The sequence below is a fragment of the Jiangella aurantiaca genome, assembly GCF_004349105.1.
Lineage (GTDB): Bacteria > Actinomycetota > Actinomycetes > Jiangellales > Jiangellaceae > Jiangella > Jiangella aurantiaca.
This window is the reverse complement of record NZ_SMLB01000028.1, coordinates 49,783-65,354: the sequence shown is the minus strand read 5'-3', so window position 1 is coordinate 65,354 and position 15,572 is coordinate 49,783. Positions and strand designations below refer to the sequence as shown.

The following is a 15,572-nucleotide window of genomic DNA, read 5'->3' as shown; positions in this document are numbered from 1 at the left end:
AGCGGGGCCTGCTGTTCTACCGGCTCCTCCAGGAAGCCGTCGCCACCGACCCGCACCCCCGGCATGACCTGCGACGACGCGGAGACCCGGATGGTGACTTGACCTAAGCAGATGCGAACACCGCAGCACGCCACCGGCTGTCCTTCCGGCGCTGGGTGAGTTGTCAGTCGGTTCAGCGGATGTGGTCGTAGACGAGGGACAGCATGCCGTGCTCGCCCGGGGTCTCGCTCACCAGAGTCCACTTGGCGGTTGGCAGGCCGTCGTCGAACAGGCGCGGCCCGCCGCCGAGGAAGACCGGGAAGAGGGTGAGCGCCAGCCGGTCGACCATGTCGGCCGCCAGCAGGGCCTTGATGACGCTCGCGCTGGAGAGCACGAAGATGTCGCCTCCCTCGGTCGCTTTGAGTTCCGCGATCGCCTCCGCGGTCGGCCGGTCGACGATCGCGGTCCGCTCCCACGGCGCCTCGCGGAGCGTGGAGGAGAAGACCACCTTGTCGGTCTCGACCAGCCATTTCGCGAAGGCTTCGTCACGCGGGTCGGCGCCGGCGGCGCCGATGACGGTGGGCCAGAAGCCGAGGAACCCTTCGGCGTTGACCCGTCCCATGACGGCGGTCGTGGCCGGCTCCCAGAGGCTGGTCAGGTGGTCGCGGGCGACGTCGGTGACGGCGTAGGGCATCACCCACCCCATGTCCTGCGGGTCCAGCCCGCTGTAGTGGCCGTCGAGCGAGAGGGCGATGTTGGTGACGACTCGGCGGCGGTCGGTCTGCGGTGTCATTCGGTGCTCCTTGGGTTGGTGTCGTGCTCGAGGCCGTTGGCGTCGAGGTTGTCGTGGGAGTCGGCGGCGAGGGTCGCCGCGAGTTTGTCGAGGCTCTGGCCGAAGCCGATCTCGATGCCCGCGATGAAGTCTGCGGATTCGACGGTGCTGTCGGCGATGCGGAGATCGACGTCGAGGACGGTGCCGGCGCCGCTGGGTCGGAGGTCGTACTCGACGTGGGCGGTGAAGGCGCGTCTGCCGTCGGGCAGCAGCGGGGCGAGCCGGTAGGTGAGACGCTCGCCGGGGCTCACCTCATCGACGACGCCCTCGGCGCGTCCGGCGACGGGGTCGGAGCCGTCGGCGTCCTCGGCGTCGCGGTACTCATGGATGATCGGCGCACCCGGCCGCGCCTCGAAGGCGAGCTCGGAGACGCGCAGGTCCTCGGGCGTCCACCAGCGGGCGAGCAGGGCCGGCTCGGTGAGGTGGCGCCAGACGAGTTCGGGGCGTCCTGGCAGTTGCCTGGAGAACCGGAAGGAGCGGCCGTCGGCCCACCCCGACTCGTCCGCGGCGAGCCGTTCGGCCTGGAGGGTGAGCCCGTAGCGGTCGAAGGTCGCGCGCGGGCCGGCGGCCTGGTCGGCGGTGTCGGCGAGCTGGCCCAGCGCGGCGGCCAGGTCGCGGAGGGGATCGGATCGCAGCGCGTATATGTGGCGCTGGCCGCTGCGCTGGGAGGTGACGACGCCGGCGCGCTCAAGGGTTTGCAGGTGCTTGGTCGTCTGCGGCTGGCGTGCCTGGGCGAGTTGGGCGAGGACGCCCACCGAGCGGGGCCGCTCGGCCAGCAAGCGCACAAGCCGCCAGCGGGCCGGGTCGGCCAGTGCGGAGAGGATCACGTCCATGATCCCAGTATTCACGGATAAGAATATTCGTGTCAAGGAATACTAAGCTTGTGGTTGGTTGCGAGCCACTTGTCCACAACCAACCTGCTGTCGCTGGGCCAGGCGTCAGGGACGGGACTATGAAATGTCTGCTCGCGAGTTCGGGGTTGGGATCATCGTCCGACCAGCGACCGAGGTAGTTGCGGTCCAAGCCGACCTTGACCACGCCGGTGAGGCACGGTTCCGGCGAGGCTGGTCTGCCGGCGAGCGAGTCATGCACGCCATGGGGGTCATCGCCGCAGCCCAGCAGCCGCCGGGCCAGGTCCTGTGTCACGTACACCTGGGTTCGATCCACTCTGCGCTCTACGAGCCGAGCGGTGCCACCCCCACTGTGGGCGCACGTTGCCGAGACACCTCGGCCCAGCAGGCCGGGACGACTGTGAGGACGTCACGTAGGCGACCCGTTGTCCAGGATCCAACTGTCCGCCTTTGACAGTCTCCTCGCGGTCTGGATATCGTCGGTCATACGTAGTAACACCTGGCGGATCGTCTTTGGGAAGGCTCATGGCCAAGCGTCGCGAACGGGCTCCGCGTCAGGCGGACGTGGCCCGGCTGGCCGGCGTGTCGCAGTCGGCGGTGTCGAAGGTCATCGCTGGCGGCGCCGAGGCGACCCGGATTCCGGAGAACACCCGGCGCAAGGTAATGGCGGCGGTCAGGGAGCTCGGCTACGTCCCCAACATGTCGGCGCGGAGCCTGCGCAACAAGCGCAACAAGCTGCTGGGCGTGCACACCTTCGAACCGGTATTTCCACACGCGCGCGAGAGCTTCTTCTTCGAGTTCCTGCTCGGTATCGAGGAGCGCGCCGAAGAGCTGGGCTACGACCTGGTGCTCTTCACGTCGACCGGCGCAAGCGATGGGCGGCGGCGGGTCTACCGGGACGGTGTCAACCGGCTGAACATCGCCGATGGCAGCGTGCTCCTTGGTGCGGTCACCGACAAGGGTGACCTCGCGCGGCTGGCGAGCGAGGGCTATCCGTTCGTGCACATCGGCCGCCGCGAGGTGCCCGGCGCGGAGTTCCCCTGCGTCGTTCCCGACTACTTCAGCGTCACCGGCGAGATCGTTGCCATGCTGGCCGAGCAGGGCCACCATCACCTGGCCTACCTGCGGGCGACGTTCGGACTGGAGCCCTACGAGGACCGCCGGCGCGGCTACGTCGAAGCGGTCGCACGGCTCGGTCTCGAGGACCGCTCGCCGGGTGCGCGCGGCGAGTCCGGCCTGACCACGGAGTGGATCGAGGAGCTGATTCGCGGCCCCGAGACCGCGGTCGTCGCCGAGAGCCTGCCGCTGGCCGACCTGCTGGCTGCTGAGCTTCGCATCCGAGGGCTGCGCATCCCCCGCGATCTGTCCGTCGTCGTCCTCGAGGATCTGACGCCGGAGGTGACCACTCCCTGGGTCGCCCTGCAGATCCCCCGAGTCCACATCGGCCGGACCGCCATCGACGCGCTGGTCGAGGTGCTGGAAGACCCCGACGGCGCCGGGCAGAGCATCGTCGTGCCGTGCTCGGTCGTGTCAGGCACCACCGTCGCGCCGGTTCCGCGCTGACGACATCACCCACGACACCGGGCTCCTGCCCGGGTGAGGAGGCCCCGTGCCCGACTCCGTCGAGACCCCCGCCGGTGACGACCAGCTTCGCGCGCTGGTCGGGAAGCTTTCGCTCGAGCAGCAGGTGCGGTTGCTGACCGGCGCCGACTTCTGGCATCTGCCAGCCGAGCCGGCGATCGGCCTGCGTTCGATCAGGCTGTCCGACGGCCCCTCCGGCATCCGGGGCGTCAGCTGGGAGGGCGAGGAGACAGCGCTGAACCTGCCGTCGGCGACGGCGCTCGGCGCCACCTGGGATCCCGCTCTCGCCTACCGGTACGGGGCGATGCTCGCGGCGGAGGCGCGCCGCATGGGCGCCGACGTCGTGCTCGGGCCGACGATCAACCTGCATCGCAGCCCGCTCGGGGGCCGGCACTTCGAGGCGTACTCCGAGGATCCGAGGCTGACGTCCGCGTTGGCCGCCGCCTACGTCCAAGGCATGCAGGACGGCGGCGTCGGCGCCTGTCCGAAGCACTACGTGGCCAACGACTTCGAGAACGACCGGCACACGGCCAACGTCGTCGTGAGTGACCGGGCGCTGCGTGAGCTCTACCTCGCGGCGTTCGAGGACACCGTGGTGACCGAGCGGCCATGGATGGTGATGTCCGCCTACAACTCGGTGAACGGCGCGACCATGACCGAGAACCCCCTGCTCGCCGAGCCGCTGTGCGGCGAATGGGGCTTCGACGGTGTCGTGGTCTCGGACTGGGGTGCGGTCACCAGCACCGAGCCGTCGGCGCGGGCCCGCCAGGACGTCGTCATGCCGGGACCCGGCGGCCCCTGGGGCGACGCGCTGGTCGGCGCGGTCAAGGCGGGGCGGGTCTCCGCGGAGGCGATCGCCGAGAAGGTCCTCCGCGTGCTGCGCCTGGCCGCCCGGGTCGGTGCCCTGGACCGGTTCGAACCACGCCCCGTCGAGGGCGGGGCGCAGGTCGCCGACGGACCCGCGCTGGCCCGTGAGGTCGCCGCGGACGGCATGGTCCTGCTCCGCAACACGGGCGAACTGCCATGGGACCGGGCGACGCTGCGGTCGGTGGCGGTGGTGGGGCACAACGCGTTCATCGCCCGCAGCCAGGGCGGTGGCAGCGCGCACGTCCAACCCGAGTACGTGATTTCGCCGCTGGAGGGACTGCAGCAGGCTCTGCCCGATGCCGACGTGCGCTGGGAGTTCGGAGCGTTGGTCCAGCCGGCCCTGGCCCCGCTGCCAGCGGCGCGGCTCACCGATCCGGTCGATGCGACCCCTGGCGTGCGGCTCGTGTGCCGGGCCGCCAACGGCACGGTGGTGTTCACCGAGCACCGGCGTTCGGCCGATCTCGCTCGGTTCGGTTCGACACGGCTGGCCGATGTCGCCGTCGTTGAGCTGACCACGAGTTACGTGCCCCAGGTCAGCGAGACCGTCCGGCTCGGCGTCGCCGCCGCCGGCCGGGTCCGGCTGGCGGTCGACGGGATCGCGCTGCTGGACGAGGAGCTGGAGCACGATGGAGCGGACTTCGCCGGCGGCCTGGTCTCGCCGCCGATCGCGAGCGCGCCGGTGGACCTGGTCGCCGGCCGTCCCGTGACCATCGACGTGCGGCTGGAGCTGCCCGGACGCGACCGCCCCGATGCCGCCGTGACGCTGATCGTGGGGATCGATCCGGCCACGTCGTCGCCGGATGAGGCGATCGCGGCCGCGGTCGAGGCGGCCCGGCAGGCCGACGTCGTCGTGGCCGTTGTCGGCACCACGGATGACATGGAGAGCGAGAGCTTCGACCGGACCACGCTGGCTCTACCCGGGCGCCAGGACGAGCTGGTCCGCGCCGTCGCGGCGGCGAACCCGCGGACGGTGGTCGTGGTGAACGCGGGCGCACCGGTGCTGATGCCGTGGCGCGACGAGGTCGCGGCGATCGTGCTCGCCTGGTTCGGCGGACAAGAGATGGGGCGCGCGATCGCCGACGTGCTTCTCGGAGCGTCCGAACCAGGCGGGCGGCTGCCGACCACGTGGCCGGCGGCCGAGGCCGACGTGCCGGTGTTGGACACCACCGCCGTCGACGGCGACGTCGTGTATACCGAGGGCATCCATGTCGGCTACCGCGCCTGGCTGCGTGACCACGTCACGCCGGCGTACCCGTTCGGGTCCGGCCAGGGCTACACGACGTGGGAGCTGTCCGGCCTGCGCGTGGTCCCGGCCACCGACGGCGTGGACGTCCAGGTCGCCGTGCGTAACACAGGCGGGCGCGCCGGCAAGCACGTCGTTCAGGCCTACCTCGCTCGTCCGGCCAGCGCGGTCGAGCGTCCGGTGCGCTGGCTGGCGGGTTTCGCCGTGGTGCGGGCTGATGCCGCGACCGAGGAGACGGTGACGATCCGGCTCGGCGCGCGGGCGTTCGCGCACTGGGACGGTGGATGGCACGTCGAGGCGGGAACCTATCTGCTGCAGGTCGGGCACCACGTCGATGACCTGCCACTCGACGCATCAGTCACGATCGCCCGTTGACACCCCGATGATTCGTCCCTAACGTTCTGTTCATACGTAGTAGCACGGTCCCTGTTTGGCTGATCGCGGTGCTACTACGTATTCCCAGCATGGTGCGAAGGAGCTCAGGTGACCCGAGATCAGGAGATCGGCACGGACGTCGTCATCGTCGGCGGCGGGCTCGGGGGCGTGGCCGCGGCGCTGGCGGCAGCCCGGTCCGGATTCCGTGTCGTCCTCACCGAGGAGACCGACTGGATCGGCGGCCAGCTGACCGCTCAGGGGGTGCCGGCCGACGAGCACCCGTGGATCGAGCGGTTCGGCTGCACGGCCAGCTACCGGGCGCTCCGTGACGGCATCCGTGACTACTACCGCCAGTGGTATCCGGTCACCCCACAGGCCCGGACGGCGCGCGCGTTCAATCCCGGCAACGGCCGCGTCAGCAATCTCTGTGCCGAGCCGCGCGTCGGCCTGGCTGTCCTGCTGGGCATGCTGGCGCCGCACCGGGCCAGTGGCCGGATCGACGTCCGCCTCCGGCACCGCCCGGTGAGCGCCACGACCGACGGCGACACCGTCACCAGCGTCACCGTCCACGATCTGGAGAACGACGTCAGGCGCACGCTGGTCGCGCCGTACATCCTCGACGCTACCGAGACGGGCGACCTGTTGCCGCTCACCGGGACGGAGTACGTGACCGGCTTCGAGTCGCGCGACGACACCGGCGAACCGTCGGCGCCGGCGGAGCGGCAGCCGGCGAACATGCAGGCGGTGTCGTGGTGCTTCGCCATCGAGCACCGGGCCGGCGAGGACCACACGATCGACAAGCCGGACGACTACGCCTTCTGGCGCGGCTACCAGCCGCCGTACTGGCCGGGCCCGATGTTCGGCATGGTCGCGCCGTCGCCGTGGGACCTGAAGCCGGCCGAGCGGACGTTCATCCCGCACGGCGACACCGCGCACCTAGGCGCTGACCGCGACCTGTGGCAGTTCCGACGGATCCTCGACCGCGACAATTTCGCCCCTGGGACGTTCGCCAGCGACCTGGTGATCGTGAACTGGCCGATGATCGACTACGTCGAAGGCCCGGTGATCCCGGTCGGCGACGACAGCGACCCGGCCGCCGGTGTGGACGCGGAGGCGGCCGCCGCTCACGCCGAGGGTGCGTTGCGGATGAGCCGCAGCTTCCTCTACTGGCTGCAGACCGAGCTGCCCACGACCGACGGCGCGGGCCTGCCGGGTCTGCGGCTGCGCGGCGACGTGTTCGGAACGGGCCACGGCATGGCCAAGGCGCCGTACATCCGGGAATCCCGGCGCATCGCCGCCGAGTACACCGTCGTCGAACAGGACATCGCCCTGGCCCAGCGGGGCGATCGCGGTGCCGCGCGCTACGCCGACTCCGTCGGCATCGGCTCGTACCGGATCGACCTGCACCCGTCGACTGGCGGGGACAACTACATCGACGTCGCCGCCACTCCGTTCCAGATCCCGCTGGGCGCACTCCTCCCCGTCCGCACGCGGAACCTGTTGCCGGCGGCCAAGAACCTCGGCACCACCCACATCACCAACGGCTGCTATCGGCTGCATCCGGTCGAGTGGAACATCGGCGAGTCCGCCGGCCTGCTGGCGGCGTACTGCCTGACCCACCGTACGACTCCGCACCAGGTACGCGCCGACGCCGAACACCTCAGCGCGTACCAGAAGACACTCACCGATCACGGCGTCGAGCTGGCCTGGCCCGACGTCCACGGCTACTGACGGCCCGGCACCGTCACCCTGTGCTACTCACGTCGAAGGAGACTGAGATGGACACATACCTCAGCAGGCGGCACCTGCTCCGCGCCGGCGGTGCGCTCGCACTGGTCGCGGCGGTGCCCGCCTGCACCTCGTCGGGGTCCGGCGGCGGCACGCCCACCCCGGCCGGCGCGACAAACGGCAATGAGGCACCCAGCCTCGCGGCGCTGGTCGACAGCGGCGAGCTGCCGCCGGTGGCAGAGCGGCTGCCCGTCAATCCGCTGGTCGTCGAGCCGGTGGACCGCATCGGGCCGTACGGCGGGACCTGGCGCAACGGCATGGTCGGGGCGCAGCCGTTCCGCCTGGACTACACCGTCGCGTACGAGAACCTGGTGCGGTGGAACCGCGACTGGACCGAGATCATCCCGAACGTCGCCGAGTCGTTCGAGGCCAGCGCCGACGTCACGCAGTTCACGTTCGTGCTGCGCGAGGGCCTCAAGTGGTCCGACGGGCAGCCGTTCACGGCCGACGACGTCGTCTTCGCCTACGACGACCTGGTCAACAATCCGCAGGTCATGCCGGAGGGTCTGGGCATCTTCCGGTCCGGTGACGCGACGGCGACGCTGGAGAAGGTCGACGAGCGCACCGTCCGGTTCACGTTCGCCGTACCGTACGCGTTGTTCCTCGACGCCATCGCCAACCAGCCGCTGAACGTCCTGACCCGGCTGCCCAAGCACTACCTCCAGCAGTACCACCTCGACTACAACCCCGACGCCGACGCCGCCGCACAGGCCGCCGACTTCTCCGGATGGAGCGAGGCACTGCAGCACGCGATCAGCGGCGCGGCGCTGTGGGACGACGTGAACCTGCCGCGCCTGCACGCCTGGGTGCCCACCACGCCGATCTCCTCGGCGAGCCGGATGACGTTCGAGCGCAACCCGTACTACTGGAAGGTCGATCCCGAGGGCAGCCAGCTCCCGTACCTCGACGGCGTCGAGTTCGCGATCGTCCAGGACGAGCAGGTCCTCCTGCTCAACACCGTCCAGGGCGAGATCGACATGATCGACCGGGTCGTGACCACGACGGCGAACAAGCCGGTCCTCGCGGCGGACCGCGAGACCGGCGGCTACGACTTCTTCGACCTCATCCCGGACAAGATCAACACCTGCACCATCCTGCTCAACCAGAACTGCAAGGACGAGACCAAGCGGGCGATCTTCCAGAACCGCGACTTCCGCATCGGCCTGTCCCACGCGATCAACCGCCCGGAGATCATCGACGCGGTCTTCGCCCGGCAAGGCGAGCCCTGGCAGCCGGCGCCGCTGCCGGACAGCCCGGCGTACGACGAGGAGTTCGGCAAGCAGTACACCGAGTACGACGTCGAGCTGGCCAACCAGCACCTCGACGCGGCCGGGCTCACCGCGACCGACGGCGACGGCCGCCGGCTCGGCCCGGACGGGCAGCCGATCGGCATCCGGATCCTCGCGCCGAGCGACCAGAAGCCGGAGCTGACCGACGCGCTCCAGCTGATCAAGGCGCACTGGGCGGAGGTGGGCATCGAGCTGTCCATCCAGAGCGAGGCCAGTGAGCACCGGTACGAGATCCTCAACGCCAACGACCAGGAGGCGCACGTCTGGGACGGTGACGGTGGACTCGACCCGATCACCACGCCGCAGTACTACATGCCCTCCGGCGGCCCGGACAACGGGTTCGCCACCCTCTGGGACCGCTGGTACGTCTCCGGCGGCACCGACCCGGCCGGCCTGGAGCCGCCGGCCTACGTCATCGAGCAGCGCGAACTCTACGACCAGCTGCGGGTCGAGCCCGACGCCGACCGCCGGGTGGAGCTCATGCTTCAGGTGCTGGCGATCTCGCGTGAGCAGTTCTACCTGATCGGCGTCAGCAGTCCGCTCACCGGGTACGGCGTGGTCAAGAACACGTTCCACAACATGGTCGACGAGACCTACTTCGCGGCCAACTTCCCGTATCCGGGTGTGACCAACCCCGAGCAGTACTTCATCCAGGGCTGACGGGGCGTCCGTCGTGCTGACCTTCATCGCGCGCCGCTGCTTGTTCATGGTGCCGACGCTGTTCGCCATCTCGGTGGTGGCGTTCGTCATCATCCAGCTACCGCCGGGGGACTACCTGACCACGATGGTCACCCGGCTGGAGGCCGAGGGACAGCAGGTCGACGAGGCGATGCTGGAGGGCCTGAGGGAGCGGTACGGGCTGGGCCGGCCCGTCCACGAGCAGTACCTGGCGTGGATGTCCGGGATCGTGCAGGGTGACTTCGGGCAGTCGTTCGAGTACGGGACCAGCGTGTCCAGCCTGATCGCGGACCGGCTCCCGCTGTCGATCGTCCTCACCGTGTCGACCCTGCTCGCGACGTGGCTCATCGCCTTCCCGATCGGCCTCTACTCCGCCGTGCGGCAGTACTCCGCCGGCGACTACCTCGCCACGATGATCGGGTTCCTGGGCCTCGCGGTGCCGAACTTCCTCATCGCGCTCGGCCTGATGTACGTCATGCACACGGTGTTCGGCTACAGCGTCGGCGGCTTGTTCTCGCCGGAGTACCGCGATGCGCCGTGGAGCGTGGCGAAGCTGGGCGACCTGGCTGCGCACCTGTGGATCCCCATCGTCGTGCTCGGCACCGCCGGAACGGCCGGGCTGATCCGGATCCTGCGCGCCAACGTGCTGGACGAGGTGCGCAAGCCGTATGTCGTGGCGGCCCGGGCGCGCGGCGTCCCGGAACGGCGGCTCGTGCTCAAGTACCCGCTGCGGGTGGCCCTGAACCCGTTCGTGTCCACCGTCGGCTGGGTGCTGCCGGCGCTGCTCTCCGGCGAGGTCATCGTGGCGTCGGTGCTGAACCTGCCGACGACGGGTCCGCTCCTGCTGGGCGCACTGCGCAGCCAGGACATGTACCTGGCCGGCTCGATCATCCTCATCGTCAGCGTGCTGACCGTGGTGGGGACGCTGCTGTCCGACATCCTGCTCGCCTGGCTCGATCCCCGGGTCCGGCTCGGATACCGGTGAGAGGAGGCTCTCGATGACCGACCTGACCTCTCCGGCGCCCCTGCACGAGCCGGGGCCACCGCCCGAGCCGCCCCCGGCCGCGACGGAGGCCGCCGAGGAGCGGCCGAAGGGTACGGCCTCGCAGCGCAGCCTCGTGTGGTGGAGGTTCAAGCAGCACCGGCTGGCGATGGCCGGGTTGATCGTCACCGGATTCATCTACCTCGTGGCCGTCTTCGCCGGGTTCCTCGCTCCCTTCAGCTCCAGCACCTTCAACGCCGACTACACCTACGCCCCGCCGCAGCGGCTGCACATCGTCGACCGGTCCGGCGGCGACTGGGACTGGGGCCTGTTCGTCCACGGATACCGGTCCGTCGTCGACGACGAGACGCTCGAGCTCACCTTCGAGATCGACGAGTCCCAGAAGATCGACGTCGGCCTGTTCGTGAAGGGCGACGAGTACGAGATCTTCGGCCTCATCCCGTGGGACCGGCACCTCATCGGCCCGACGAATCCCGACGATCCGATGTATCTGCTGGGCGGCACGCGGACCGGGCACGACCTGCTGTCCCGGATGATCCACGGCACCACTGTGTCGATGAGCATCGGGCTGGTCGGTGTGGCGATGGCGTTCGTTCTGGGCGTGACGCTCGGCGGGGTGTCCGGCTACGTCGGCGGCAAGACCGACCTGGCGATCCAGCGACTCGTCGAGTTCTTCATGTCCGTGCCCAGCATCCCGCTCTGGCTGGGCCTGGCCGCCGCGCTGCCACCGGACTGGGGGTCGATGCAGCGGTACTTCGCCATCACCACGATCCTGGCCGTGATCGCCTGGACCGACCTCGCCCGGGTGGTGCGAGGCCGCTTCCTGTCCCTGCGCAACGAGGAGTTCGTGACCTCGGCGCGCCTGGACGGCAGCAGCCGCCGCCGGGTGATCTTCCGGCACATGATGCCGTCGTTCAGCAGCCACCTGATCGCCTCGGTGACGCTGTCGATCCCGGGCATGATCCTGGCCGAGACCTCGCTCAGTTTCCTCGGCCTGGGGCTGCAGGCGCCCGTGGTGTCGTGGGGCGTCCTGTTGCAGGACGCGCAGAACATCCGTGCGATGGCGACCGCGCCGTGGCTGCTGCTCCCGGGGCTGTGCGTGATCGTCGCGGTGCTCGCCCTGAACTTCGTCGGCGACGGTCTGCGTGATGCCGCCGACCCGTACAAGAGATGAGGTCGGTGGAGATGAGCGCTGCCCGCCCGGACCACGACGGCCCGCTGCTGGAGATCGACGGACTGGCGACGCGGTTCTTCACGCGTGAAGGCACCGTCCGCGCCGTCGATGGCGTGAGCCTGTCCGTTCCGCGCGGCGCCACCGTGTGTGTCGTCGGTGAGTCCGGCTGCGGGAAGAGCGTGACGGCGCGGTCGGTGCTCGGGCTGGTCGACGAGCCTGGCCGGATCGTCGGCGGCCGGATCCTCTGGCGGCCCGGTGACGGTGACCCCGTCGACCTCGCCGCGCTCGACCCGAACAGTGAGCGGATGCGCCGGATCCGCGGCGGCGAGATCTCCATGGTCTTCCAGGAGCCGATGGCGTCGCTGTCGCCGATGCACACGGTCGGGTCGCAGCTGGTGGAGGCGATCCGCCTGCACCTGCCGCTCGGCCGGGCCGAGGCACACGACCGCGCCGTGGACCTGCTGCGCCGGGTGGGCATCCCGCGCCCGGAGGAACGGATGGACGCCTATTCCTTCCAGCTCTCCGGCGGCATGTGCCAACGGGTGATGATCGCGATCGCGCTGGCGTGCGACCCGGCGCTGCTGATCGCCGACGAGCCGACGACGGCCCTCGACGTCACCACCCAGGCGCGGATCATCGACCTGCTCCGCGACCTGCAGGCACAGTCCGGGATGTCGATGCTGTTCATCACCCACGACCTGGGTGTGGTGGCCGAGATCGCCGACGAGGTGGTGGTCATGTACCTGGGCACGGTCGTCGAGCGGGGCGGCGTCGACGAGATCTTCCACGATCCCAAGCACCCGTACACCCGGGCGCTGCTCGGTTCAGTGCCGCGGATGGGGGCGGGCTCCCGTCAGCGCCTGACAACCATCCGCGGAACCGTGCCGCATCCCTCGGACCGCCCGGCGGGCTGCCCGTTCCATCCGCGCTGCGATGCCGCCGTCGCCGGCGTCTGCGACCGAAGCGACCCTCCGGACGTGCCGGTCGGCCCGGGCCGGACGGCGCGCTGCGTGCTGTACGACGAGGCCGCGGTGCCGGCCAGTGGGGTGGTGTGACGACGATGACCGCACCGATCCTGGTGGTCCGGAACCTGCACGTGCGGTTCCCCGTCAAGCGTGGATTCTTCGGCCGCACCGTCGGCCACGTCCGGGCCGTCGACGGCGTCGATCTGACCATTCGCCCGGGCGAGACGCTCGGGCTCGTCGGCGAATCGGGCTGCGGCAAGACGACGCTGGGCCGCAGCATCGCACGCATCATCACGCCCACGTCGGGTGAGATCCTGTACCGCGACGCCGCCGGTGCGGACGTCGATCTGGCGACCGCGCCGAACTACGAGCTGCGCGAGTTGCAGCGGCAGGTCAGGGTCGTGTTCCAGGACCCGTTCTCGTCGCTGAACCCGCGCATGACGCTGCTGCAGATCGTCGGCGAACCGCTGCGCAACCACGGCGTGGCTACCGGGTCCGAACTCGAGGACCGCGTCGCCGGCATGCTGCAGCGGGTCGGGCTGTCGCCGAAGTACCTTCACCGGTATCCGCACGCGTTCTCCGGCGGCGAACGTCAGCGGGTCAACATCGCCCGGGCGCTGATCCTCGAGCCGCGGCTGGTGATCGCCGACGAGCCGGTGTCCGCACTCGACGTGTCGGTGCGGGCGCAGATCCTCAACCTGCTCCGTGATCTGCAGGACGAGTTCGGCCTGACGTACCTGTTCATCTCCCACGACCTCTCGGTGGTCGAGAGCGTCTGCGACCGGGTCGCCGTCATGTACCTCGGCCGCCTGGTCGAGGTGGCCGACACCGGTGACCTCTACACCCGTCCCCGTCACCCGTACACCGAGGCACTGCTCTCTGCGGTGCCCCGGCCGGACCCGCGGCTGCGCGACTCCGGCCGTCGGATCCGGCTGGCCGACGACCTCCCCGACCCGGCAGACCCGCCACCCGGATGCACGTTCCACACCCGCTGCCGGTACGCGGTGGCCGGCACCTGCGACGTCCCCGGCGGCGCGCCCGTGCTGGCGCAGACCGCTCACGGCCACCGGGCGGCATGTCTGCGCACGAACGAACTGGACCTCGCGGGCATCGAACCCGATCCCGTCTGACGACGACAGAAGGGCAGGCACAGATCCATGCGAACACGACGAACAGCCCTCATGGTGGGCGTGGCCACGGCCGTCATCACCGCTGGACTCGCGATGACCGCCGCGCAGGCCGGCCCTGCACCGGTGGACGGCAGTGGACCGCCCTCATTCATCGAACATTTCGACGCGCCCTTGGACCCGAGCTTCTGGTACGTCTCCGACGGCTACCGCAACGGCACGTACATGAACTGCGCCTTCAACCAGAACAACGTCACGGTCGCCAACGGCATGCTCTCCATCGAGCTGGACGACACCCCGTACGCCGGGCAGAACTACTCGTGTGCCTCCATCCAGACGACGCAGAACTACGGCTATGGGACCTACGAGACCCGGATGCGGGTCGACAGGGCCAGCGGCACCAACCAGTCGCTGTTCACCTACACCGGGCCGTCGCACGGCGACCCGTGGCATGAGATCGACTTCGAGGTGCTCGGCAAGGACACGACCGAGGTCGAACCGAACGCCTGGGTCAACGGTGTCGCCGCGGGCGGCGGACCGGTCGCGCTCGGCGTCGACAACGATGTGGAGTTCGTCGACTACGCGTTCATCTGGGAGCCCGACCGGCTGCGGTTCTTCACCGATGGCCGGCTGGTACGCACCTACACAGACCCGGCCCAGGTGCCGTCGTACACCCAGCGGATCATTGCCATGACCTGGGGCACCGAGACGCTGAACGACTGGATGGGACCGTTCGAGTATCCCGGCCAGCCGGTAGTGACCGAGTACGACTACATCGCCTATACGAAGTTGGGCGACCCGTGCCCGTTCCCGGGATCGATGGCCTGCGGCGTCGAGGCGCCGACCTCGTCGTTCGTCGACGAGTTCGACTCGCTCGACACGTCGCGCTGGTTCGTGTCCGACGGCTGGGCCAGCGGTGCCGCGTACAACTGCACGTGGGACGCCGGCCAGGTCTCCACCACCGGCGGCGCCCTCGAGCTGACCTTCGTCGAACAACCCACCGGCGACCGCGCGTACGCCTGCGCTGAGGTCCAGCATCGCAAGCCACTGGGCTACGGGACGTACGAGGTGCGCGCTCAGGCGGTCGAGAATTCCGGTGTCGTGTCGTCGCTGGCCACCTACGTGCCGGCCAGCGATGCCGGACCGGCGGAAGGCATCAACCTGGCGAGGCTGCTGGGGGTCGACACCACTCGCGTGCGCTACGCCACGTCGCGGTACAACCAGGCGATGACGACCGGCTCCGCGACGCTGGACGTACCGTCCGACGCCGCTTACCACGACTACGGCATGGTGTGGAGCCCCGACAGGCTCGACTTCTACGTCGACGGCGCGCTGACCTGGTCGGTGACCGATCCCGCCAAGATCCCGGTTCGCGACGCGAAACTGTTCCTGAACATCTGGGGCAGCGAGACGACCTCCTCGATGGGTGCCTTCGTCCCGCCGACGGGCCCGCTCACGATGCGCGTCGACCGCGTCGCCTACACCGCCCCCGGCGACGAATGCCAGTTCACCGGTTCGATCGCCTGCTCGCCATGACCAGCGTCCTGCACGCTTCTGAGTCGGTTCGTCGATCTCCCGTTGGCACAGAGGACGCCGTCCGCTCCGGAGGCGCCGAGTGAGATGCGTGTAGCCCGTTGCGGACTACATCGGCCATCGCTCATCGCCGCGGGAACGAGGGAGAGCCGTGGCGGCCATCCTCCGGGCGGGTGGCTGCCACGACCTCCCGGGAATGTCTGGTTGGCGGTCTCAGAGTCGAGGATCACCGGCCTGGCTCCGACCGCGGAACCTGGACGACGCGGTGGCTGATACGCGTTTCCCGG

At 69.7% G+C, this 15,572-nt stretch carries 11 protein-coding genes; 9 read left to right on the top strand and 2 right to left on the bottom strand.

Annotated features, from left to right (window positions below):
- Positions 1-172: 172 nt before the first annotated feature.
- Positions 173-772, bottom strand: a complete 600-nt coding sequence (locus E1262_RS18955; RefSeq protein WP_132104697.1) for a dihydrofolate reductase family protein — start codon at positions 770-772, stop codon at positions 173-175.
- Positions 769-1,644: a metalloregulator ArsR/SmtB family transcription factor gene (locus E1262_RS18950; RefSeq protein WP_132104696.1), complete on the bottom strand. Its 876-nt coding sequence runs from the start codon at positions 1,642-1,644 to the stop codon at positions 769-771. Before E1262_RS18950 ends, E1262_RS18955 begins: the two co-directional genes overlap by 4 nt.
- Before the next feature lie 543 nt (positions 1,645-2,187).
- Between E1262_RS18950 and E1262_RS18945 the strand changes: the two genes are divergently transcribed.
- The 9 genes from E1262_RS18945 (at position 2,188) to E1262_RS18905 (ending at position 15,288) form a co-directional block, all read left to right on the top strand.
- Entirely contained in the window at positions 2,188-3,225 is a 1,038-nt protein-coding gene (locus tag E1262_RS18945; RefSeq protein ID WP_132104695.1) for a LacI family DNA-binding transcriptional regulator, read from the top strand.
- Positions 3,226-3,271: 46 nt separating this feature from the next.
- On the top strand, positions 3,272-5,728 hold the full coding sequence (locus E1262_RS18940) for a glycoside hydrolase family 3 C-terminal domain-containing protein (protein ID WP_203454033.1): 2,457 nt from the start codon (positions 3,272-3,274) through the stop codon (positions 5,726-5,728).
- Between the two features lie 126 nt (positions 5,729-5,854).
- Entirely contained in the window at positions 5,855-7,459 is a 1,605-nt protein-coding gene (locus tag E1262_RS18935; RefSeq protein WP_132104710.1) for an FAD-dependent oxidoreductase, read from the top strand.
- Between the two features lie 47 nt (positions 7,460-7,506).
- A complete protein-coding gene (locus E1262_RS18930; RefSeq protein WP_132104694.1) occupies positions 7,507-9,465 on the top strand; it encodes an ABC transporter substrate-binding protein in 1,959 nt (652 codons plus the stop codon).
- Positions 9,466-9,478: 13 nt separating this feature from the next.
- Positions 9,479-10,468, top strand: a complete 990-nt coding sequence (locus E1262_RS18925) for an ABC transporter permease (RefSeq protein ID WP_132104693.1) — start codon at positions 9,479-9,481, stop codon at positions 10,466-10,468.
- 13 nt (positions 10,469-10,481) lie between these two features.
- Complete coding sequence (locus E1262_RS18920; RefSeq protein WP_132104692.1) at positions 10,482-11,660, top strand: ABC transporter permease; 1,179 nt, start codon at positions 10,482-10,484, stop codon at positions 11,658-11,660.
- 11 nt (positions 11,661-11,671) lie between these two features.
- On the top strand, positions 11,672-12,715 hold the full coding sequence (locus E1262_RS18915; RefSeq protein WP_132104691.1) for an ABC transporter ATP-binding protein: 1,044 nt from the start codon (positions 11,672-11,674) through the stop codon (positions 12,713-12,715).
- A 5-nt stretch (positions 12,716-12,720) separates the two neighbouring features.
- A complete protein-coding gene (locus E1262_RS18910; protein WP_132104690.1) occupies positions 12,721-13,755 on the top strand; it encodes an ABC transporter ATP-binding protein in 1,035 nt (344 codons plus the stop codon).
- Between the two features lie 60 nt (positions 13,756-13,815).
- Positions 13,816-15,288, top strand: a complete 1,473-nt coding sequence (locus tag E1262_RS18905) for a family 16 glycosylhydrolase (protein WP_162605993.1) — start codon at positions 13,816-13,818, stop codon at positions 15,286-15,288.
- The last annotated feature ends 284 nt before the right edge of the window (positions 15,289-15,572 follow it).